This window comes from Streptomyces sp. NRRL F-5123 (genome assembly GCF_000721495.1).
GTDB lineage: Bacteria > Actinomycetota > Actinomycetes > Streptomycetales > Streptomycetaceae > Actinacidiphila.
This window is the reverse complement of the sequence record NZ_JOHY01000006.1, coordinates 1-22195: the sequence shown is the minus strand read 5'-3', so window position 1 is coordinate 22195 and position 22195 is coordinate 1. Positions and strand designations below refer to the sequence as shown.

18 protein-coding genes and 1 pseudogene are annotated in these 22195 nt (G+C 75.7%); 12 read left to right on the top strand and 7 right to left on the bottom strand.

Features of this window, described 5'->3' with window-relative positions; translation table 11 throughout:
• Positions 1 to 82: 82 nt before the first annotated feature.
• A complete protein-coding gene (locus IH54_RS0107445) occupies positions 83 to 379 on the top strand; it encodes a DUF2530 domain-containing protein (protein WP_420711719.1) in 297 nt (98 codons plus the stop codon).
• 48 nt (positions 380 to 427) lie between these two features.
• On the top strand, positions 428 to 2929 hold the full coding sequence (locus tag IH54_RS42915) for an HAD-IC family P-type ATPase (protein WP_052397204.1): 2502 nt from the start codon (positions 428 to 430) through the stop codon (positions 2927 to 2929).
• Positions 2930 to 3005: 76 nt separating this feature from the next.
• Here IH54_RS42915 and IH54_RS0107435 read toward each other — a convergent pair whose 3' ends face one another.
• Both IH54_RS0107435 and IH54_RS0107425 read right to left on the bottom strand, forming a co-directional pair.
• A complete protein-coding gene (locus IH54_RS0107435) occupies positions 3006 to 6233 on the bottom strand; it encodes a sacsin N-terminal ATP-binding-like domain-containing protein (protein WP_043180131.1) in 3228 nt (1075 codons plus the stop codon).
• Positions 6234 to 6476: 243 nt separating this feature from the next.
• Positions 6477 to 7433, bottom strand: a complete 957-nt coding sequence (locus tag IH54_RS0107425; RefSeq protein ID WP_078862008.1) for a DUF3027 domain-containing protein — start codon at positions 7431 to 7433, stop codon at positions 6477 to 6479.
• A 268-nt stretch (positions 7434 to 7701) separates the two neighbouring features.
• On the opposite strand from IH54_RS0107425, the gene IH54_RS0107420 reads away from it, so the two are divergent.
• The 4 genes and pseudogenes from IH54_RS0107420 to IH54_RS0107405 form a co-directional block, all read left to right on the top strand.
• Positions 7702 to 9078: an MFS transporter gene (locus IH54_RS0107420; protein WP_031514061.1), complete on the top strand. Its 1377-nt coding sequence runs from the start codon at positions 7702 to 7704 to the stop codon at positions 9076 to 9078.
• A gap of 274 nt (positions 9079 to 9352) precedes the next feature.
• On the top strand, positions 9353 to 9844 hold the full coding sequence (locus tag IH54_RS0107415; protein ID WP_052397175.1) for a hypothetical protein: 492 nt from the start codon (positions 9353 to 9355) through the stop codon (positions 9842 to 9844).
• 4 nt (positions 9845 to 9848) lie between these two features.
• Positions 9849 to 10538: a futalosine hydrolase gene (locus IH54_RS0107410; protein ID WP_031514057.1), complete on the top strand. Its 690-nt coding sequence runs from the start codon at positions 9849 to 9851 to the stop codon at positions 10536 to 10538.
• Positions 10525 to 11436 (top strand): annotated as a pseudogene (locus tag IH54_RS0107405) (1,4-dihydroxy-6-naphthoate synthase); the annotation flags it as partial. The gene IH54_RS0107410 and the pseudogene IH54_RS0107405, both read left to right, overlap by 14 nt.
• A 72-nt stretch (positions 11437 to 11508) precedes the next feature.
• Here IH54_RS0107405 and IH54_RS47885 read toward each other — a convergent pair.
• The gene (locus tag IH54_RS47885; protein WP_043180173.1) at positions 11509 to 11892 is read right to left on the bottom strand and encodes a cold-shock protein; all 384 of its coding nucleotides are present in this window, start codon (positions 11890 to 11892) and stop codon (positions 11509 to 11511) included.
• 167 nt (positions 11893 to 12059) lie between these two features.
• Here IH54_RS47885 and IH54_RS0107400 point away from each other — a divergent pair, with 167 nt between their 5' ends.
• Entirely contained in the window at positions 12060 to 12299 is a 240-nt protein-coding gene (locus IH54_RS0107400; protein WP_031514053.1) for a hypothetical protein, read from the top strand.
• A gap of 30 nt (positions 12300 to 12329) precedes the next feature.
• On the opposite strand, the gene IH54_RS0107395 is transcribed toward IH54_RS0107400, so the two are convergent.
• Positions 12330 to 12977, bottom strand: a complete 648-nt coding sequence (locus tag IH54_RS0107395; RefSeq protein ID WP_420711718.1) for an HAD family hydrolase — start codon at positions 12975 to 12977, stop codon at positions 12330 to 12332.
• A 130-nt stretch (positions 12978 to 13107) separates the two neighbouring features.
• Here IH54_RS0107395 and IH54_RS0107390 point away from each other — a divergent pair, with 130 nt between their 5' ends.
• From IH54_RS0107390 to IH54_RS0107375, 4 genes are all read left to right on the top strand, one after another.
• Positions 13108 to 14106 carry a FecCD family ABC transporter permease gene (locus tag IH54_RS0107390; protein ID WP_031514049.1) on the top strand — a complete coding sequence of 333 codons (999 nt, stop codon included), beginning with the start codon at positions 13108 to 13110 and terminating at the stop codon, positions 14104 to 14106.
• 86 nt (positions 14107 to 14192) lie between these two features.
• A complete protein-coding gene (locus IH54_RS0107385; protein ID WP_031514047.1) occupies positions 14193 to 15239 on the top strand; it encodes a FecCD family ABC transporter permease in 1047 nt (348 codons plus the stop codon).
• Positions 15236 to 16174, top strand: a complete 939-nt coding sequence (locus IH54_RS0107380) for an ABC transporter ATP-binding protein (RefSeq protein ID WP_078862006.1) — start codon at positions 15236 to 15238, stop codon at positions 16172 to 16174. The genes IH54_RS0107385 and IH54_RS0107380 overlap by 4 nt, the downstream gene beginning before the upstream one ends.
• Before the next feature lie 27 nt (positions 16175 to 16201).
• Entirely contained in the window at positions 16202 to 17215 is a 1014-nt protein-coding gene (locus IH54_RS0107375; protein WP_052397174.1) for an ABC transporter substrate-binding protein, read from the top strand.
• A gap of 12 nt (positions 17216 to 17227) precedes the next feature.
• Here IH54_RS0107375 and IH54_RS0107370 read toward each other — a convergent pair whose 3' ends face one another.
• Complete coding sequence (locus IH54_RS0107370; RefSeq protein WP_031514041.1) at positions 17228 to 18217, bottom strand: hypothetical protein; 990 nt, start codon at positions 18215 to 18217, stop codon at positions 17228 to 17230.
• Between the two features lie 154 nt (positions 18218 to 18371).
• Between IH54_RS0107370 and IH54_RS0107365 the strand changes: the two genes are divergently transcribed.
• Positions 18372 to 20921 (top strand): helicase-associated domain-containing protein, encoded by a 2550-nt coding sequence (locus IH54_RS0107365; protein ID WP_031514039.1) that lies wholly within the window; start codon positions 18372 to 18374, stop codon positions 20919 to 20921.
• Between the two features lie 4 nt (positions 20922 to 20925).
• Here the strand turns inward: IH54_RS0107365 and IH54_RS39430 are convergent, their stop codons facing one another.
• A complete protein-coding gene (locus tag IH54_RS39430; RefSeq protein ID WP_234343396.1) occupies positions 20926 to 21468 on the bottom strand; it encodes a VanZ family protein in 543 nt (180 codons plus the stop codon).
• Positions 21469 to 21868: 400 nt separating this feature from the next.
• Positions 21869 to 21988 (bottom strand): LPXTG cell wall anchor domain-containing protein, encoded by a 120-nt coding sequence (locus tag IH54_RS48070; RefSeq protein WP_420711722.1) that lies wholly within the window; start codon positions 21986 to 21988, stop codon positions 21869 to 21871.
• Positions 21989 to 22195: the final 207 nt, after the last annotated feature.

Below are 22195 nucleotides of genomic sequence, written 5' to 3'. Positions count from 1 at the left end.
ATCTCCGCGCGTAGATGCCCCACGGTCCCGCACCCCGTCCCCGCACCGCCCACCCACGGCCGGCCGCCCCCGGCCGCATACGATGGGCGCCATGAGCAAGCAGCCAGGACCCCTGCGCGAGGCCCCCGAGCCCCTGGAGGCCGACGACGTCATGACCGTCACGGTCGGGACGATCGTCTGGTTCGCGCTCTTCGTGGTGCAGCTCCCCTTCTACGGCTGGTACTCCGACCACGGGCACACCTGGTTCATCTGGACCTGCGCGGCGGGCGCCGGCCTCGGCCTGGTGGGCCTGAAGTACGTACGGGCCCGGCGGGACGCCATCGCCCGCCACCGCGCCGCCGCTGCCGGAGCCGGCGGGGAGAGCACGCAGGACGCGTAAAACGCCCGGAAACGGGTGAAAGCCGCCCGCTGCACGTACGGTCTGCTCATGGCGGAAGGCAACCTGACGGGCGTGGCGGCGCGGCTGCCGGGGCTGAGCGGCGCCGAGGTGGCGCGGCGGACGGCGGCGGGGCAGGTCAACGACGTCCCCGTACGGTCCTCGCGCTCGGTGACGGAGATCGTCCGGGCCAACGTCCTGACCCGCTTCAACGCGATCATCGGCGGGCTCTTCCTGGTCATCCTGGTGGTCGGGCCGGTCCAGGACGGGCTGTTCGGCTTCGTCATCGTCGCCAACACCGCGATCGGCATCTTCCAGGAACTGCGGGCCAAGCACACCCTGGACAGCCTCGCGGTCATCGGCGAGGCCCGCCCGGAGGTGCGCAGGAACGGCGAGACGGTCGAGATCAGCACCTCCGGGATCGTGCTCGGCGACCTGGTCGAGCTGGGCCCGGGCGACAAGGTCGTGGTGGACGGCGAGGTGGCCGAGGCCGACGGTCTGGAGGTCGACGAGTCGCTGCTGACCGGCGAGGCCGACCCCGTGCTCAAGCACCCCGGCGACCCGGTGATGTCCGGCAGCTTCGTCGTCGCGGGCGGCGGCGCCTTCACCGCCACCAAGGTGGGCCGCGACGCCTACGCCACCCAGCTCGCGGAGGAGGCCTCGCGCTTCACGCTGGTCGACTCCGAGCTGCGCGGCGGCATCAGCCGGATCCTGAAGTACATCACCTGGGCGATGGTGCCGACCACGGTCGGACTGGTCATCAGCCAGTTCACGGTGGAGAGCCGTGACGCGCGCGAGGCGGTGCGCAGGACGGTCGGCGGCATCGTGCCCATGGTGCCCGAGGGCCTGGTGCTGCTGACCTCGGTGGCCTTCGCGATCGGCGTGGTCCGGCTGGGCCGCAGGCAGTGCCTGGTGCAGGAACTGCCCGCGATCGAGGGCCTGGCCCGGGTCGACGTGGTGTGCCTGGACAAGACGGGCACCCTCACCGAGGGCGGCATGGACGTCACCGAGCTGCGGCCGCTGGACGGCGGCAGCGGTACGGACGGCGCGCACGGCACCGGCCGCGAAGACCACGGGAGCGGCGGGAACGACGTGAGCCACAGGGACGGCGGGAACAGCGGGGGCCACGGGGACGGCGGGAGCAGCGCGGCCGCCGGGTACGCGGCCCGGGCGCTCGCCGCGCTCGGCGGCTCCGACCCGCGGCCCAACGCCAGCCTCCGGGCGATCGTCGACGCCTACCCGCCGGCCGGCGCCGCCGACTGGCGCGGCCGGGGCGTGCTGCCCTTCAGCTCCGCCCGCAAGTACAGCGGCGCCGCCTTCACCGAGCCGGACGGCACGGACAGCGCCTGGCTGCTCGGCGCGCCCGACGTGCTGCTGCCGGCCGGGCACCCGGCGCTCGGCGAGGTCGACCGGCTGAACGACCAGGGCCTGCGGGTGCTGCTGCTGACCCGCGCCACGCGCCCGCTGGACGACCCGGAGGTCGCGCGGGACGTCGCACCCGTCGCGCTCGTCGTCCTGGAGCAGCGGCTGCGGCCGGAGGCGGGCGACACCCTGCGGTATTTCGCCGAGCAGGGCGTGCACGTGAAGGTGATCTCCGGGGACAACGCGGTCTCCGTGGGCGCGGTCGCCGGGAAGCTCGGGCTGCCGGGCGCGCAGGCACCGGTCGACGCGCGACGGCTGCCGGCCGAGCGGGACGCGATGGCCGAGGCGCTGGACGAGGGCACGGTCTTCGGCCGGGTCACCCCGCAGCAGAAGCGGGACATGGTCGCCGCCCTCCAGTCCCGCGGGCACAACGTGGCGATGACCGGCGACGGGGTCAACGACGTGCTCGCCCTCAAGGACGCCGACATCGGCGTGTCGATGGGCTCGGGCTCGGAGGCCACCCGGGCGGTCGCGCAGATCGTGCTGCTGGACAACAGCTTCGCGACGCTGCCCTCGGTGGTGGCCGAGGGTCGCAGGGTGATCGGCAACATCACCCGGGTCGCGACGCTCTTCCTCACCAAGACGGTCTATTCGGTGCTGCTCGCGGTGCTGGTGGTCTGCTGGCAGGTGCCGTACCCGTTCCTGCCGCGGCATCTGACGCTGCTGGCTACGCTGACCATCGGGGTGCCGGCCTTCTTCCTGGCTCTCGCACCCAACAAGGAGCGGGCCCGGCCGAACTTCGTCCGCCGGGTCATGCGGTATTCGACGCCCGCCGGGATCATCTGCGGGGTGGCGTCCTTCGTCGCCTATCTGGTGGCCCGTCACCACTACACCGGCAGCGGCGCGCTGGACGCGGAGACCAGCGCGGCGACGCTGACGCTCTTCCTGCTGGAGCTGTGGGTGCTGGCCGTCATCGCCCGGCCCTACACCTGGTGGCGGATCCTGCTGGTGCTGGCCATGGTGCTGTGCTTCGCGGTCGTGCTCGCCGTCCCGTGGCTGCAGGACTTCTTCGCGCTGCGGCTCGTCGGCGACGAGGTGCCCTGGGCCGCGGTCGGGATCGCGGCGGCGGGCGCGGTGCTGCTGGAGGTCAGCTGGGCGTGGGTGCGGCACCGGGAGCAGGCGGAGGGCTGACCGGGCGGCCCGGCGTACTGCCACGGCCCGGCGTACTGCGACGGCGCGGCAATGTACCGAACCGTCGCAGCAGGCGTCAGTCGAACCAGCGGTCGCGGGCCAGCTCCTCGGTGCGCGACGGGTCCTCGAGCAGCGCGGCCAGCTCGAAGCGGCGCTCCCAGCGGCCCGCGGCCCAGGCCAGACCGGCCGCGACGCCCTCGACGGTGGCGGCGTGCAGGACGCCGTCGGCGTACCGCCAGTCCACCTCGACGTCGCCGTTCAGCAGCAGCTCCTCGTGCTCGACGTACGAGGTGGGCGCGCCGGGCAGCAGGTCGTGGACGGCGGGCAGCACGTCGTGCGGCTCGCCCTGCGAGACGACGGAGGCCTCCACGGCCTCGCTGAGCCTGCGGACCTGGAGGAGCTCGGCCAGTTCCGCGGCCAGCCGCGGCGGTACGGGCAGCAGCGGCAGCCCGGCGGCCAGCGGCAGCAGGTCGGGGGCGTCGGCGACCAGCGCGTCCGCGGCGTCCACCACGACCGTCTCGCCGTCGGCGACCGCCCGCAGCTCGTCCGGCAGCGTGACCTGGTCCGGGTCGAGGAGCGCGAGGGCCGCGTACAGGCCGTGCAGCTGCGCGGGGGTGACGGGCAGCTCGGGGTCGGCGAGACGGGCCAGCAGCTCCGCGGCGCCGCCCGGCTCGTCCAGCAGCGCGGCGGCCGTGGTGCGCACCCCGAGCGCGCGCAGCACCTGCTCGTCGACGCCGGAGTCGGTCTCGGCCTCGTCGTAGAGCCCGGCGAGCAGCCGGTCGCCGCCCGCCGACCGCAGGCCCACCGGGGTGCGGCCGTCCAGGACCGGGTGGTCGCGCAGCCACCAGGCGGCGTAGGGGCGGACGGACTGCGTGGTGCCGTCCGGGAGCAGCACCCGCACGGGCGCGGTCACGGCGTCCCGCAGCGGCGGGCGGGAGAGCAGCGCGAGGGCCTGCGGCCAGGCGTCGTCGTCGACGAGGTCCAGGTCGCGGACGCCGACGACCTCGGTGGCGACCGGCGGCACGTCGGTCTCCGGGAGCTGGTCGAGGACGTCCTCGCACCACACGTCGACGGCGTCCAGCAGCCCGACGTCGTCCGGCTCGGCCCAGTCGCTGTCGCGCGGCTCCAGGTCGTCCGGGTCGAGGACGACGTCGGCGGCGCGCACCAGCGCGAAGGTCGCGAGCACCCCGACCGCGGTGAGCGGCTGCTCGCCCCAGCGCTCGGCCAGGTCCGGGTCGAGCGTGCCCAGCTCGCCCTCGCGCAGCACGGCCTCCAGCTCACTGCCGGGCAGCACCAGCTCGCCGGCCGGCGTCAGTTCGCCCTCGTCGTCGGGCAGCGCGAGGGCCGCGAGCCACGGCTCGTCGCCGGGGGCGAGCGCGGCGGCGCGGGCCAGCGTCAGCACCGTGTCGGCCAGCTCGTCGGCGTCCAGGCCGGACTCCTCGACGTCCCACGCGGTGTCCTCGTCGAGCGAGGCGGCCACGGCGGCACGCACCTGCGGCGAGGTGAGGACCGCCCGCGGGGTGGCCGGCGCGGCGCCCAGCTTCTCCAGCAGCGGGTGCGCGGCGTCCGGGTGGGCAAGGCGCAGCCCGAGGCGGGCCAGCAGCGCGGGGTCGGGCGCGTCGGTGCCGTCAGCTCCCGCGAGGCCCTCGACGGCCCCCGGCACCGGCAGCAGCACCTGCCGCGGGCCGACCACGGTCCGGCCGTCGGCAAGCGGCACGGGCAGGCCGCTGAGGACGTCGGCGTCGGTGCCGGCGAGCGCGTCGTAGAGCCGCCACCACCACTGCGCGGGGCGCTCGGTGCCCGCGAGCCGGTCGACGGCCTCGCCGAGCGACAGCCGGGCCACGCCGAGCTGCCGCAGCGCGGGGCGGCGCTCCAGCGCGGCGGGGACCAGCGTCGGCAGCACCTCGGCCAGCACCCGGACCGCCTCGGCGGTGGCGCCGTCGACGACCTCGGCCTCGACCGGGCGCAGCGCCTGGCCGTCCCCGGCGAGCGGACCGCCGCCGTCCCAGCCGTCCGCGTCCGCGGGGGCCTCGGGCGCCGCGGCCTCGTCGGGGGCAACGGGCGCGGCGCGCGGCAGGAAGGCCGTGCGCGGCAGCCGGTCCAGGACGCGGCGGCGCAGCTCGGCGTCCAGCGCGCCCTTGCCGAGCGGGCCGGGCACCAGGTCGACGACGCCGGTGCCGGCCGGTCGCCAGGCGGCGAGCAGCCGCACGTACGCCTCGGCGGCCCGCTCCACCAGGAAGTCGGTGAGCGGTCCGGGGGCGGCGTGCCGCCGGGTCGGGTCGAGCGGCAGGGAGGCCAGCAGCAGGGCGGGGAGGCCGAGCGGCTCGTCGGTCGGCGTCGGGGCGTGCACGACGGCCGCGGTGCGCGGCGCGGCGGGCGCGCCGTCCGCGGCGACGGGCACCGCCCAGGTCACCGACCACACCGGGCGCAGCCGCTCCTCGACGGGGCGGTCGGCGAGCAGCTCGGCGGCCAGGGCGCCGCCGTCGCTCACCACCCGCCAGCGGGTGGGCGCGGCCGCGGCGCTGTCCTCGACGACCACGTCGCCGTCGTCCGCGGCGGCGCGGGTCAGGGTGCGCACTCCCTCCGGGGTGTCGACGACGACCTCGGCCAGGCCCGGCAGCGCCAGCAGCAGCGCGTCGTCGACCGCGGCCAGCAGCCGCCCGGCCAGGTCCTCGGCGGCGCCGTCGCGCAGCGGCAGCACCACGACGGTGTCGTACGTGTCGGGCGCGCTGCCCTCCGCGGGCATCGGCAGCCGCAGCAGCGGCACGTGCCCCTCCCGCCGGCGCAGCTCGTCGTCCAGGCCGGGGACGGCGGCGGCCATCTCCCGCGCCTCGCCCAGCGACCAGCGCACCCCGCCGCCGCGCCCGACGACCGCCGGCTCGTCGCTGACGGCCAGCACCGCGGCGAAGCCGACGCCGAAACGGCCGACGGCGGCAGGCCCGTCGTCGCGCTTGGCGGAGGCGCGCAGCGTGGACAGCGACTCGACGGCGGCGGCGTCCAGCGGGGCCCCGGTGTTGGCGGCGGCGAGGACGGCGGGGGCGTCGGCGGTGGCCTCGTGGTAGGTCAGCCGGAGCCGGCCCGGCACACCGGCGCGGGTGGCGGCGTCGGCGGCGTTCTGGGCCAGCTCGACGACGAGCCGGTCGCGGTGGCCGCCGAGCGCGAGGTCCTCCTCGGCGTTGGCGTCCTCGCGGAAGCGGGCGGCGGAGGCGGACCAGGCGGTCAGGACCGCCCGGCGCAGGTCCGCGGTGCGGAAGGGGTCGGGGTGGCCTTCCAGGGGCGTGCGGATTACGCCTGCGCGGGTCACGTACGGTCCTTCGCTCGCCGGGTCGCCCCGTCAGGGGCTGTGCACCGTGACCGTACCGCCATTCGGCGTGCCCTTCATCCCGCGTCCGCGGCGGTCCGCGCGGGCGGCGGCGGGACCGCGCGGGACGTTCCCCCGCCCGGCGCCGCACCGCCGTACGGGCCCGGCAGGCGGCCCGGGGAGAGGTGCCGGGGCTGCGGGCGCCTCCCGGCCGGGTCAGCCCCGCCCGGGAGCCCGCAGAGGCCCTCAGGCGGGCGCCGCGACCCCGTCGCTCCCGTCGCCGTCCGCGTCGGCGGTGCCGTCCGTGCCGGTGCCGCCCTCCGCGGAGCCGTCGCCCGTTGCCGAGCCGTGGCCATGTGCCGAGCCGTCGCCCTCTGCCACGCCGTTCCCTTCCGTCACGCCCAGCGACAGCGGGTCGGTGTCGTGGAATTCGTCGAGGACCATCGGCGCGGGCTGCGGCGGCTTGGGCATGACCGCGGCCTCGGAGTGGCCGCCGCAGCCGTAGCCGAGGGACACCAGGCGGCCGTCGGCCGGCGAGAACTCGTTGGCGCACACCCCGAAGGCCTGGCTCAGCGAGCCGCTGATCGGCACCAGGAAGCCGCAGCTGGCGCAGTGGGCGGGCGCGGCCTGGGCCATCGCCGTCTTGGGCCCGAACTGCTCGTCCCAGCGGTCGGCGGCGGTGTGCAGCCCGTAGCGGGACAGCACGCGCGGGCGGCCCAGCCCGAGCTGCCCGGCAAGCGCGGCGATCGTGGCCACGGACGGCACGACGACGTCCTCCTCGGCCTCCGGCTGCTCCTGCTCGGCGAGCGGCCCGCGCGGCTCGTCCTCGCCCGTCCAGCCCGGCTCCAGGCGCAGGTCGTCGGCCTCGGTCGGCAGCAGGTCGCCCGGCCCCATGTCGCCGGGCCGCAGCCGCTCGCTCCACGGCACCCACTCCGGCGCGAGGACGGCGTCGGTGCCCGGAAGCAGCACCGTTTCGTCGATGGTGACGGCCTTGGCGCGGGAGGCCCGGGTCAGCGTGGTGGCCCACCGCCAGCCGCGGTAGGCCGCCTCGGTGCAGGCGAAGTAGTGCGTGACGACACGGTCGCCCTCCGCGGCGACACCCAGGTGCTCGCCCACCGCTTCCGGCCCGGCGGCCTCCAGCGTGACGGCCCTGGCCAGCTCGACCGCCTCGGCGCACAGGCGGTCAGGGGTACGGCTTCGCATCGCTGCACTCACAGAAATCGTTTCTCTCTCTACGCCGTCTCACGTGTGCGCTCGCGGGCGGAAAGGAGCCTGACGGAGATGCGGGGAGTTGCAGCGGAGCGGACCTGCGGACCGCTTCGACGCCTGGTCTCCCTGCCTCATCCGGCCCTGCCCGAACGTCCTCGGGCGCACCTGTTACCACCCATTCTGCGTGATCGCACGGTACCTGTGCGCACCACGCCCGCAAAGGAGGGGGTGAGCACTGTTCCGATTGGGGCAGGATTGCGACATGGCACGAACCGTCACCGCCGGCCGAGGGCCGGTGCGCAGCACCGGTCGCGCCCTCGGCCGCGCCGTGGGCGGACCGTTCGGTGCGCTGGGCCGTCGCATCCGGCGCGCGACCCGCTCCGGCGGCGCGGGCGAGTCGGGGCTGGCCAAACTGATCGAGCTGCACGCGGTCAATTCCGCGGGCGACATGATGATCACCGTCGCGCTCGCCAGCACGGTGTTCTTCTCGGTGCCCAGCGGCGAGGCGCGCGGCCGGGTGGCGCTGTACCTGCTGGTGACGATGGCGCCGTTCGCGCTGCTCGCCCCGGTGATCGGCCCGCTGCTGGACCGGCTCCAGCACGGCCGCCGCGCCGCCATGGCGATGGCGATGACGGCCCGCGCCGTGCTGGCCTGGACGATGGCCGGGGTGATCTCGACCGCGGGCCTGGGCCTGTATCCGGCGGCGCTGGGCGTGCTGGTGGCGTCCAAGGCGTACGGCGTGGTGCGCAGCGCGGTGGTGCCACGGCTCTTGCCGGGCCGTACGACGCTGGTGAAGGCCAACTCGCGGGTCACCCTCTCGGGTCTGCTGGCCACGGCGGTGGCCGCCCCGGTCGCCGCGGGGCTGAACGCGATCGGGCCGCAGTGGCCGCTCTACGGCGCCTTCGTGGTCTTCCTGTGCGGCGCGATCCTGTCGCTGTCGCTGCCGGCGAAGGTCGACTCGGCGCGCGGCGAGCAGCGGGTGCGGCTGTCGGCGGACGAGGAGGCCTCTCCCGAGCCCGCGGGCATCCCCGGGCGCAAGCCCGGCCTGCTGGGCGTCGGCTCGTCGGTGCTGCACGCGCTGCAGGGCAACGCGGGGCTGCGGTCGCTGTCCGGCTTCCTGACGATGTTCCTGGCGTTCATGATGCGCGAGCACCCGCTGGGCGGGCTGACGCCCGCGATGTCGCTGGGCGTGGTGGGCGTGGCGGCGGGCGTCGGAAACGCGTTCGGGACCGCGCTCGGCGCCTGGCTCAAGGCGCGCGGGCCCGAGGTGATCATCGCGACGGTGCTGCTGTGCGCGCTGACCGCGGCGACGGTCGCCGCCGGCTGGTACAGCCTGGTCACGGTCGCCACGCTCACCGCCGTGGCGGGCATCTCGCAGGCGCTGGCCAAGCTGTCGCTGGACGCGCTGATCCAGCGCGACGTGCCCGAAACGGTGCGCACGTCCGCCTTCGCCCGCTCCGAGACCGCCCTCCAGCTGTCCTGGGTGGTCGGCGGCGGGCTCGGCATACTGCTGCCGCTGATCGGCCCGCTCGGCATGGGGTGCGCGGCCGGGCTGGTGCTGCTGGCGTTCAGCGTGTCCGCCCGCGGTCTGCTGGGCGGTGCCCGCCGCGGCGGCACGGCCCGCGCCCGGGTGGCCTGAGCGGTCCCGGCGGCACGGCCCGCGCCCGGGTGGCCCGAGCGGTCCCGGCGGCACGGCCCGCGCCCGGGTGGCCCGAGCGGTCCCGGCGGGGTGGCCCGAGCGGTCCCCGGCCGGACGGCCCGAGCGGTCCCGGCAGGCCCCTCGGCAGCGCCCGCCCGGGGTCCGGTCCGCACGTCTGACCGGCGCCTTGCCGGGCGCGCACCCGTACGGCGGACACCCGGGGACACGCGCACCCCCGCGCGGGCTGGGGGCGACCGCCCGGTAGCCTCCTGCCATGAGCATTCGCCGTACTGCCACCACCCTTGGTGCCCTCTCCCTCGGGCTCGTCGTCCTGACCGCCTGCGACAAGCCGACCGCCATGGCGACCGTGACGGTGGGCGGCAAGACCGTGCAGGCGGAGGCCGCCGACAAGTGCTACGACGGCGGCAAGAAGCTCGAGCAGAACGTCTTCCTGGCGTGCCTCCAGGTCACCCCGAAGCACCACATCACGGTGCCGGTCGGCGACAAGGTCCGGATCGGCGTGGACCCCTCCATCGCGAAGAAGGGCTGGCTGATCGCGTCGGGCACGACGCTGGTGACGCCGGAGCCGCTGAAGGACAAGACGTACTGGTCGGTGGACAGCGAGCAGCTGTTCAACCAGCAGGACCCGACGAGCGGCGGCACCAGCACCGCCAAGCAGGTCACGCTGAACATCGTGGAGTCGGCCGACACCAGCGGCGAGGACTCCTACCGGGTGATCCAGATCAACCTGATCCGGGGGCAGTAGCCCGATGGCGCGGCGCAGCCGCCGCGTCCTGGTGCTGACCGCGGTCGACGCCGAGCGGGAGGCCGTGCTCGCGGGCCTGGCCACCGCCGGGAAGGCCGCCCGCGGCTTCGACGTCGCCACGGTGGGTGCGGGCCCCGCGGCGGCCGCGGCCGCCGCGATGTACCACCTGCTGGTGGAGGACGCCTCCCGGCGGCTCGACCTGGTGGTCAGCGCGGGCATCGGCGGCGGTTTCGCGCCCGCCGCGCCGGTCGGCTCGCTGGCGGTGGCCGAGTCGGTCGTGGCCGCGGATCTGGGCGCGCAAGCCCCCGAGGGCTTCGTCCCGATCGCCGAACTGGGCTTCGGCCGCTCCGAGCACCGCCCGCCCGCGCGGCTGAGCCGGGCGGTGGCCACCGCGCTGGGTGCCGCCTACGGGCCGGTGCTGACGGTGACCACGGTCACCGGTACGGGTGAACGCGCCGCCGAGCTGGCGGGCCGTCACCCGGGTGCGGTGGCCGAGGGCATGGAGGGTTTCGGGGTGGCGGAGGCGGCGGCGTATCTGGAGATACCCGTGCTGGAGATCCGCGGGATCTCCAACGCCGTGGGCCCGCGGGACCGCGCGGCCTGGCGGATCGGCGACGCGCTGGCGGCGCTGACGGCGGCGTTCGGGATGCTCCCCGGCGTACTGGAGGTTGAAGCAGGACATGACGACAGCTAGCAGCGGCCCGGCCGACCGCACCCCCCTTCCCGGCCAGACCCCCGGCTCCGGCGGCGACCCCGCGCCCGGGGCCCTGCGGATCGCCTACTCCCCGTGCCCCAACGACACCTTCGTCTTCCACGCCTGGGCGCACGGCCTGGTGCCGGACGCGCCGCCGCTGGACGTGACGTTCGCGGACATCGACGTCACCAACGGGATGGCCGAGCGCGGCGAGTCGGACGTCCTGAAGGTCTCCTACGCGGTGCTGCCGTGGGTGCTGGACGACTGGGCGCTGCTGCCCTGCGGCGGGGCGCTGGGCCGCGGCTGCGGGCCGCTGGTGCTCACCCGGGAGCCGGGCGCCGACCTGTCGGGGAAGACCGTGGCGGTGCCGAGCGAGAAGTCGACGGCGTACCTGCTCTTCCGGCTGTGGGCGGCGGCCGAGGTGCCCGGCGGTGTCGGGGAGATCGTGGTGATGCCCTTCCACGAGATCATGCCGGCGGTGCGGGACGGCCGGGTGGACGCGGGACTGGTGATCCACGAGGCGCGCTTCACGTACCGGAACTACGGGCTGCACAAGCTCGCCGACATGGGCGAGCACTGGGAGGGCACCACCGGGCTGCCGATCCCGCTGGGCGCGATCATCGCGCGCCGCTCGCTGGGCAAGGAGCGGCTGCACGCGCTCGCCGAGGCCGCCCGGACGTCGGTGCGGATGGCGTGGGACGACCCGGCGGCATCCCGCGAGTATGTGCTCGCGCATTCGCAGGAGATGGATCCGGCGGTCGCGGACCAGCACATCGGGCTGTATGTGAACGAATTCACAGCGGATTTGGGCGAGCCCGGTTACGCCGCCGTACGCGGGTTGCTGACGCGCGCGGCCGCCGAAGGGCTCGTGCCGGCGATCGGCGCGGACGCGCTCGCCGGGATAGCCGGAAATCGGCGGCGGCGCCTTACCGGAGTTCGCCCCTCCGGTAAGGCGCCGCCTTTCCTTCGGCTATACGTCCAGCTGGTCGGCAACGACGCGCAGCACGGACGCGATCTTGTGCCCGTGCGCCTTGTCGGGATAGCGGCCGCGCTGGAGGGAGCGGGCGACGTCTTCGAGCAGCGTGGTGAGGTCCTGCACGATGGGCAGGAGCTCGTCGGGCTTGCGGCGCTGGGCCGCGGCGACGGAGGGCGTGGGGTCCAGCAACGTCACGGACAGCGCCTGGTCGCCGCGCTGGCCGGCGACGACGCCGAATTCCACGCGCTGGCCGGGCTTGAGCGAGGCGACCCCGTCGGGCAGCACCGAGGAGTGCACGAAGACATCGCCGCCGTCGTCGCGGGAGAGAAAGCCGAAGCCCTTCTCGCTGTTGAACCACTTGACCTTGCCGGTAGGCACGTCCGACCTCGTCCTCGTTGCTCGATATTGCTCGAAACTGCTCTGGATAAGACAGCAGCGGGCCCACCGGAGACCCGCCGACACCAAGGCTAATGGCCAGATGCCGTGTGACAAGACGGCGAGGCGCCGTTCCCCCGCGCCCCACGCAACGGACCTACCCTTGTCCGGTGAGCAAACAAACCAGGGGCGCGGGCGACCTGCTCGTCAGGACCGGCGCCGTCGTCTTCATGGTCGGGGCGGTCGGCACCCTCGCCACGGTCGCCCCGCTGCTGCTGGGCACCCACCGGCTGCCGACGCCCGCGTACTTCGTCTCGATGCTGATGGGGGTGGGGCTGGCGCTGTCCCTGCTGGGGCTGCTGCGGTCGGCACTGGCCCAGCGGCGGCCCGGGAGCAGTCCGCAGGCGTGAAGGCGTCACCCACAGGCGTGAATTCGGCGGTCAGGCCGCCGCGGAGGTGTGGGCGGCCAGCCAGCCGGGAAAATCACTGAGGTCGGCGAGTACGACGTCGGCCCCCGCCGCCCGCAGCTCCGCCGCGCTGCACGGCCCGGTGGCCACGGCCACGGAGAGCGCACCCGCCGTGCGCGCTCCCCGCACGTCACCGGTGTGGTCGCCGACGTAGACGGTGGCGCCCCACTCGACCAGCGCCTCGGCCTTGGCTTCCGCCCACAGCCAGCCGCGCAGCTCGGCCTCGATGCCCACGTGCGCGAGGTGCAGCTCGGCGTTGGGGCCGTACTTCGCGGTCACGACCACCGGACGGCCGCCTGCCGCCCGAACGGCCGCCACCGCCTCCACGGCGCCCGGCATCGCCGGTGTGGGGGTGATGGCGTGGTGCGGGTACAGCTCGCGGTAGCGGTCGGCCATCTCCGGTACGCGCTCGGGCGGGAACCAGTTGGCCAGCTCGTCGTCCAGCGGCGGTCCCAGCCGCGTGACGGCGAGGGCGGAGTCGATGAAGACGCCGGTCTCCGCCGCGAGCCGGTCGTACACGGCCTTGATCCCGGGCCGGGAGTCGATCAAGGTCATGTCGAGGTCGAAGCCGACCGTGAGGGGCGGCGTTGTCGAAGGCACGGAGAGGAGGTCAGTGGTCACGGCACCCATTGTCACCTGGCGGGTCAACCTCACCCCAGAGGTGGCCGGGACCTGGGCGTATAGTTAGCGCAGCCTAAGCTAATCAATGCCCGGCGTCCGACGGTCGCCGCTTTCCGGAGGACCGCTCGTCATGCCCTTGCGTCGCCGCACCGGCTGGATGGCCGCGGCGGCGGTGGCCCTGCTGCTCGCCGTGCTGCTCAGTCTGGCCGTCGGGAGCCGCGCGATACCCCCGGACCAGGTGCTGGACGCGCTGCTGCACGGCGGCACGAGCCAGAACGCCGAGGTGGTCCGCAGCCTGCGGGTGCCGCGTACGGTGATCGGGATCATGGTCGGGGCGGCCCTCGCGGTCGCCGGGGTGGTCATGCAGGGCGTCACCCGCAACCCGATCGCCGAGCCCGGCATCCTCGGGGTGAGCCAGGGCGCGTCGCTCGGCGTGGTGTGCGCCATCGCGTACGCCGGGGTGGGCACGCTCAGCGGGTACGTCTGGTTCGCCTTCGCGGGCGCCGGAGCCGCCGCCGTGGCCGTCTACGCGATCGCCGCGCGCGGCCGGGGCGGGGCGTCGCCGGTGAAGCTGGCGCTCGCGGGGGCGGCCATGAACGCGTTCCTGACCTCGATCGTGTCCGGGGTGCTGACGACGGACGCGCAGACGCTGGAGACGTACCGCTTCTGGCAGGTGGGTTCGCTGTCCGGGCGGGACACCCACATCATCTCGATGATCTGGCCCTTCCTGGTGGCCGGGCTGCTGCTGGTGCTGGCGATGGCCCGCGGTCTCGACGCGCTGGCGCTCGGCGAGGACGTCGCCAAGGGCCTGGGGCAGAACGTGGCGCTGCTGCGGCTGCTCGGCGCGCTGGGGGCGACCGTGCTGACCGGCGCCGCGGTCGCGGCCGCCGGACCGATCGCCTTCGTGGGGCTGGCCGTTCCGCATCTGGCCCGCGCGCTGGTCGGCACCGCGCACCGCTGGGTGCTGCCCATGGCGGCGCTGCTGGGCCCGGTGATGATCCTGGTCTCGGACGTGGTGGGGCGGATCGTCTTCCCGCCGTCCGAGGTGCCGGTGGCGGTGATGACGGCGCTCATCGGGGTGCCGTTCCTGGTGGCGCTGGTGCGGCGCCGGGCGGTGGTGGCGGCGTGAGCGCGACGAGCACGGGCCGCGGTACGGGCAGCGATGCCGACAGCGGAACGGCCACAGGTACGGGCAGCGCTACGGGCCGCCCCGGTGTGCGCCCCGCCGGGTACGCCGTCGTACGCCTGGCCGGGCGCGGGTCCTTCCTGGTGCACCGGCGCTCGCTCGCCGTCACGGGCGTGCTGGCGCTGCTGCTGGCGGCGGCGTGCGTGACGTACCTGTGCGTCGGCGAGTCCTTCGTGGCGCCCGGTGAGGTGCTGAAGGTCGTGCTGGGCCGCCCCAGCCCCGACGAGCTGGTGGTCGGCGAGCTGCGCGAGCCGCGGCTGGTGCTCGGGCTGCTGGTCGGCGCGGCGTTCGGCGTGTCCGGCGCGCTCGTCCAGACCGTCGCGCGCAACCCGCTCGCCAGCCCCGACGTCATCGGCGTCACGCACGGCGCGGGCGCCCTCACGGTCGCCGCGATGACGTACGGCGTGACCTCGTACACCGCGCTGCCCTACCTGTCGGTCGCCGGCGGGCTCGGGGCCGCCGCACTGGTCTACCTCTTCGCGTGGCGGCGCGGCCTGCACGCGTCGCGCTTCGTGCTGATCGGCATCGGCTTCTCGGTCGCGCTGTCGTCGATCACCCAGCTGTTCATGACCAAGGGCGACTACCTGGTCGCCCAGCAGGCCAAGGTGTGGCTGACCGGCTCGCTCAACGGCCGCGGCTACGACGAGGCGCGCCCGCTCGCGCTCGTCCTGCTCGTCGCGCTGCCGTGCGCCCTGTGGGCGGCGCGGGCGCAGCGCACCGTGTCCTTCGACGACGACACCGCGACCGCGCTGGGCGTGCGGCTGGGCCGGGTCCGCCTCGGCCTGGTCACGCTGGGCGTAGTGCTCGCCTCGGTCGCGACCGGCGCGGCGGGCCCGGTCGACTTCGTGGCGCTGCTCGCCCCGCAGATCGCCCGCCGCCTGACCCGCTCCGCGCAGATCCCGCTGCCGGCCTCCGCGCTGACCGGCGCGCTGGTCGTGGTGGTCGCCGACCTGCTGGCCCGCAAGCTCTTCTCGCCCACCGAGCTGCCGGTCGGCGTGATGACCGCCGCGGTCGGCGCCCCCTATCTGATGTGGCTGATCGTGCGCAGCCGCAGCCGTTCCGGAGATCCGTCATGACGACCCCTGAGCCCGCCGCCCCCGCTCCTTCCGCCGCCGTGCCGGCCGCCCGGCCGGCGGTCGCGGCCGCGCCCGCCGCGGTGGCGGGGCCGCCGCGCAACCGGCTCGCCGCCCGTGCGCTCACGCTGTCGTACGAGGAGCGGACCGTCGTCGAGGGGCTCGACCTGGAGATCCCCGACGGGCAGGTCACCGTCATCGTCGGCCCCAACGCGTGCGGCAAGTCCACGCTGCTGCGGGCGCTCGGCCGGCTGCTCAAGCCGCGCGACGGCTCGGTGCTGCTGGACGGCGCCGAGCTGGCCCGCGTACCGACCCGGCAGATCGCCCGCACCCTGGGCCTGCTGCCGCAGTCGCCGGTGCCGCCCGAGGGCATCACCGTCGCCGACCTCGTCTCGCGCGGCCGGCAGCCGCACCAGAAGTGGTGGCAGCAGTGGTCGGAGTCGGACGAGCGGCTGGTCGCCGAGGCCATGGAGCGCACCGCGACCGCCGACCTCGCCCACCGGCTGGTCGACGAGCTGTCCGGCGGACAGCGCCAGCGGGCCTGGATCGCGATGGCGCTCGCCCAGGACACCGATCTGCTGCTGCTCGACGAGCCCACGACCTTCCTGGACATCGCCCACCAGGTCGAGGTGCTGGACCTGGTGCGGCGGCTCAACCGGGAGCGCGGCCGCACGGTCGTCGCCGTCCTGCACGACCTCAACCAGGCCGCCCGCTATGCCGACCACCTGGTCGCGATGAAGGCCGGCCGGATCGTCGCCGAGGGCCCGCCCTCCGAGGTGGTCACCGCCGCGCTGGTCCGCGAGGTCTTCGGGCTGGAGTCCGTCGTCGTGCCGGACCCGGTGACGGGCGACCCGCTCGTGGTGCCCGGCGCGCCCTGGCACCACCCGGGAGAGACCTCGGCGACGAGCAAGGACGGCACCGCGCCCCCGCACCCCTGACCCGGCACGCCTGAACGGAGAACCGCCATGTCCCGTACCAGCAGCGCCCGTTCGACCAGCCCTGCCCGCCCCGCCCGCCCCGTACGCAGGCCCGCCGCCGCCCTCGCCGCCGTCCTGTGCTGCACCGCCCTCGCCGCGACCGCCTGCTCGTCGTCCTCGCCCTCGTCGTCCGGTGGCTCCGGCGGCGACAAGAACACGCACACCGTCGACACGGCCATGGGCAAGGTGACCGTCCCCGACCACCCGGAACGTGTCGTCGTGCTCGACACCGCCGAGCTGGACTCGGCGATCACCCTCGGCGTCAAGCCGGTCGGCGCGGCCGGCGCGGGCACCAGCAGCGGCTTCCTCGACTACCTGCCGAAGGACGAGGTCGCCGGCACAAAGAACGTCGGCGCCGTCGCGAGCCCCAACCTGGAGGCCGTCGCCGCCCTGCACCCCGACCTCATCCTCAGCAGCAAGGTGCGCGACGGCGCGCACTACGACGCCCTGAGGAAGATCGCCCCCACCGTGCTGACCGAGTCCACCGGCGCGCCCTGGAAGGCCAACTTCCAGCTGCACGCCGCGGCCCTCGGCCGTACCGCGCAGGCAGCGGCCGCGGTGAGCGCGTACGACAAGCACGTCGCCCAGGTCACCGCGGCGCTCGGCGGCCGCACGAAGGCGGCGGCGGTCAAGGTGAGCATGGTGCGCTTCGTCGAGGGCGCCGACATCCGGCTGTACGGCAACGCCAGCTACATCGGCACCGTCCTGAAGGACGTCGGCCTCGGCCGGCCGGCGGCGCAGGACGTCGACCGGCTCAGCGTCGACGTCAGCCCCGAGCAGATCGACAAGGCCGGCGGCGACGCCCTCTTCTACGCCACCTACGGCGACCCCGAGGCAGCCAAGGAGACGGAGGTGACGGCCGGGCCGCTGTGGAAGCGGCTCGCGGCGGTCGACGCGGGCCGCGCCCATCGGGTGGACGACGAGCTGTGGTACCAGGGCATCGGCTACACGGCGGCGGACAAGGTGCTCGACGAGCTGCAGCAGGACCTGACCGCGAAGTGAGGCCGCCCGTCCTCACCCCGACCGGCGGCTCCGCCACAGCAGGTAGAGCGCGGTGCCGACGGCCGCCAGCCGGACGGTGAGCGGGTAGGCGTCCTGGAAGGCCTGCCCCACCTGCCCCTCGGCGATCGGGCTGCCCCACTTCCCGACGTCGCGGCCCCAGATCCACACGACCGTCCCGGCCGCGAAGGCGCCGGGGATGAACAGCACCGCGAACTTGGCCTGCGGGCGGCTGAGCTTGCGCGACAGCCAGGCCGCCAGCCAGCCGAGGCCGAGCGGGATGAGGGAGCCGGCCACCGCGCCGCCCACCAGCAGCGCGGCCGCGATCAGCAGCATGGGGCTGCCCCAGCGGCGGGGGCCGCCGCCGCGGGGCAGCCGGGGGAGCAGGCGGCGCTTGCGGGGCCCGGCAGGGGCGGGTTCGGCGGCGGGGGCCCCCGCCGGCGCGGCCTCGCCCTCGGCGGGCCCGTCCTCGCCGTCCGCGCCGTCCGGGCCCTCCTTGGGAGCCGCGGGCCGCCCGCTGCCCAGCCGGTCGAGCTCCTCGTCGTCGTCCGGGATGAAGATGCCGCCGGTCATGCCCGGCAGACCGTCCAGCTCCTCGCCGGGCCGCCCGCCCGCGCCGCCGGGTCCGCCCTGCCACCACAGGGGCCCGCGCCCCTCCCCGCCGCTGTCCTTGCCCGCCGCACCCCGCGGCTGGCGCGGTACGCCGGGGCCGGCCGTGTAGGGCCCGTACGACCCCGGCTGCGGCTCCTGCGCGGGCGGCGGCTCCGTGCGCCGCTCCCCCGCGGGCTTGCCCGCGGCGGCCTCGACCACCTCGTCGGGGCTGCCGATGCGCCCGAGGATGCGCCGCACGTCCGCGTCGGACTCCGCGCCGCGCCGCTCCCGCTCGATGTCGCTGCGCAGCTGCGCGACGAGCTGCATGCGCTGCGCGGCGGGCATGGCGGTCTGCGCCAGGTCGCCGACCCGGCTCAGATAGTCGAACACCAGCCGGTCGCTCTCGACCCCCACCGCCGCTCCCTCCACACGCCTGGCCCGACGGTACCGGTCGGACACCTCCGTGTCGCCGTAACCCGCGCGGGCGCGGCAGGAGTTGCGGCGCGCGCGGGCGCGGGTGCGGAGCGGAGGGGAGCGGGTGGGGTGGGCAGGGCCTAATGTGGGACGGATGACGATCGGTGGCCAGAGCAGCGCGCCGCGCACCCTTGCGGAGGATCTGCGCGCGCGGGACGACGACGCGCTCGTACGGCTGCTGCGGGCACGCCCCGACCTCATCGCGCCGGTGCCCACCGACGTCACGCAGCTCGCGACGCGCGCGGCGACCCGTACGTCCGTGGCGCGGGCCCTGGACCACCTGGACGCATTCACACGGCAGACCGCGGAGGCGCTCGCCCTCGCCCCGGACGGCTGCCCGTACGACGAGCTGAGCGGGCTCATGACGGGGCTGCAGGCGCGGGAGGCGCGGCCGGGGCTCGGGGAGCCGCTGGAAGAGGCGGAGGCGGCGGCGGTCGCGGCCGAGCTGCCGCGGGCGGTCGGCGCGCTCCGGGACTGCGGGCTGGTGTGGGGCGACGACGACCGGCTGCGGCTGGTGCGCACCGCGCGTGACGTGCTCGCGCCGTCCGCGTCGATGCCGTCCTCGACCGGCCTCGGCCCGACCGTGGCCGAGTCGACGGCCGGGATGTCGCCCGCGCGGCTCCAGGAGCTGCTGGCCGACGCGGGGCTGGGCGCGACGCACGACCCGGCCAGCGCGGTGGACGCGCTGACGGCCCTCTTCGCCGACCCCGACGCCTTCGCGGCGCTGCTCGCACAGGCCCCCGAGGGCGTACGGGCGGTGCTGGACCGGCTGGTGTGGGGGCCGCCGTACGGCGAGGTGCGGGACGCGACCGTGGCCATACGCGCCGAGGAGGCCGCGACGCCGGTGCAGTGGCTGCTGGCCCGAGGGCTGCTGCTGCCGGTGGGCCAGCACAACGTCGTCCTGCCCCGGGAGGCCGCGCTCGCGCTGCGGGCCGGCCGCGCGCACCGCACCCCGCAGCCGCTGCCGCCGCGGGTCGCGCCGGTGGCCCGGACCGCGAGGACGGTGGACGCCACCGCCGCGGGCCAGGCCTTCACCGCCGTACGCACCGTGACCGACCTGCTCAAGCAGTGGCAGTCGGGCGGGCCACCGGTGCTGCGCGCGGGCGGCCTGAGCGTGCGCGACCTGCGCCGTACCGCCGCCGCCCTCGACCTCACCGAGCCGCAGGCCGCCTTCTGGCTGGAGCTGGCGTACGCGGCCGGACTCGTCGCCGCCGACGGCGAGGTCGACGAGGCCTACGCACCGACCCCGGCCGCCGACGAATGGCTGCTGCTGCCTGCCGAACGGCAGTGGGCCGTGCTCGCCACCGCCTGGCTGGCCGCGACCCGCACGCCCGGCCTGGTCGGCACACGCGACGCCAAGGGCCGCGCGCTCGCCGCCCTCGGCCCGGACCTGGACCGCTCGCTCGCCCCGCACGTACGCGTCGCGGTGCTGCGGCTGCTGGCGGACCTCCCGCCGGGGGCGGCGGCGGAGGCCGGCGAGCTGCTGGCCCGGCTGCGCTGGGAGCGGCCGCTGCGGGCGGGGGCGGACGCGCTGCGCACGGAGCTGGTGGGCTGGACGCTGGCGGACGCGGAGACGCTGGGCGTCACCGGGCGCGGGGCGCTGGCCGCGCACGCCCGGCCGCTGCTGGACGCGGCGCCGCGGGACACGTCGGCGACGGGGCCGGGCGCGGGCTCCGCGGCAGACGTGCCCGCCTCTCCGGACGCCGCCGCGGGGCGCGCCGCCGCCAAGCTCGCGCCGCTGCTGCCGGAGCCGCTGGACCACGTGCTGCTCCAGGCGGACCTCACGGCGGTCGCGCCGGGCCCGCTGGTCGCGCCGCTCGCCGAGACGCTGGGCGTGCTCGCCGACATCGAGTCCAAGGGCGGGGCGACCGTCTACCGCTTCACGCCCGAATCCGTCCGCCGCGCCCTCGACGCCGGGCGGACGGCCGCCGAGCTGCAGTCCTTCCTCAGCGAGCACTCCCGCACCCCCGTGCCGCAGCCGCTGGCCTACCTCATCGACGACGTCGCCCGGCGGCACGGCACGCTGCGGGTCGGCGCCGCCGCCGCGTACCTGCGCTGCGACGACGACGCCCTGCTCACGGAGCTGCTCGCCGACCGCCGCGCCTCCGGCCTGGCCCTGCGCCGGCTGGCCCCGACCGTGCTGGCCTCGCAGACCGACCCGGCGACGCTGCTGGAGCGGCTGCGCGACATGGGCCTTGCCCCGGCGGCGGAGTCCGCCGACGGCGACGTCCTCATCACCCGCCCCGACGCCCGCCGCACCCCGCCGCGCAGCGCCCCCGTCCCCGTACCCGACGGGCCGCCCGTCCCGGACGCCAACCTGCTGGGGCTCGCCGTCAAGGCCATCCGCGCCGGGGACCGCGCGGCCACCGCCGTCCGCCGCGCCCCGGCCGACACCGCCCCGCCGGGCCTGCCCCGCAGCCCCTCCGCCGAGACCCTCGCGACGGTGCAGGCCGCCGTACTGACCGGCGAGTCGCTGTGGATCGGCTACGTCAACGCGGAGGGCACGGCCACGCAGCGCGTCATCGCCCCCGTCCGCGTCGAGGGCGGCCACGTCACCGCGTACGACCACACGACGGACGAGGTCCGCACCTTCGCCCTGCACCGCATCACGGGCGTCTCCGAACTCGCCGACGACCCCACCTGAGCGGTCAGGGCTTCCCGGGCTCGGACCCCGGCCCGGACCCGGGCTTCGGCCGGGGCCGCGGCTTCGGCTTCCGGTTCGCGGGCCGGGGGAAATAGCGGTGCCACCAGTGGGGCAGGTCGGGGTGGAGCGCGGCGGCCAGGCGGTGGCCGAGCAGCAGATACCCGAGCAGCGCACCGACGGTGTTGAGGATGACGTCGTCGACGTCGAACGCCCGGCCCTCCACCATCGCGCCCTGCGCCGTCTCCACCAGGACCATGGTCAGGGCCGTCAGCAGCGCCACGCGCAGGAAACCGCGGACGCGCGGGAAGAGCGTCGGGAGCAGGATCCCGAAGGGCACGCCGAGCGCGACGTTGCCGCCGATCTGCTTGACCGTGTCGTGGACGTCCGGCTGGTCGAGATATGTGCGGATGGACGCGCCCGGCCGCAGGTTCGTGTGGGTCAGCGAGTCCGACGCGGGCGACGGGACGAGGGTGACGCGCGCCAGCGCGACCGCGAAGGCGACCATGCAGACCACCGCCACGGCCAGCACCGCCGCGCGGGCGAGCATCGGGCCGGGGCTGCGCCGCTGCAACAGGGGAGGCGGCGGCTTCCGCGTGCGGGAGCGGGGGGACCTGGACCTGGCCTTCGCCTTGGGCTTGGGCTTCGCTTGGGACGCGGGCTTGGGCCCGGGCTTCGGCTTGGAGGCCGCTGTCGGCCTCGGCTTCGCCTTCGGCTTGGGGCGCGGCGCCGGCTCCGCCTCCGCCGGGGGTGCGGACCTCCCGCCGCGCAGGCGGTCGAAGAATGCCCCTCGCATCGCCACGACGGCAACCCTCCCGGTAGACGCGGCCTCTTGACGGGCCGCCTACCCGCGACCGGCCGCCCCACGCCGGGAAGGGCGTGGGGCGGCCGGTCCGCGTTCACCGCCGCGGGTGGCTCGCGCGGCGGTCGTTCGCGGTCGTGCGGCGGGCTCAGTGGTGCTGGCCGCCGCGCCTGCGACGCGTCATCACCAGCAGCGTTCCGCCGGCTCCGAGCACCGCGACCGCGGAGGCCGCGATCCACTCGACCCCGTCGGAGCCCGTGTGGGGCAGGCCCGGAGACGTGGTCGGCGGCTGGGACGGATGCGTCGGCGGATGCGACGGGTGGTGGGACGGGTGCTCATGCGTCGGAGGCGTCCACGTCGGAGGCGTCGTGGGTGGCGTCGTGGGTGGCGTCGTCGGCGGCGTGGTGGGGCTGTCTCTTATACACATCTCCGAGCCCACGAGACAGGCAGAAATCTCGTATGCCGTCTTCTGCTT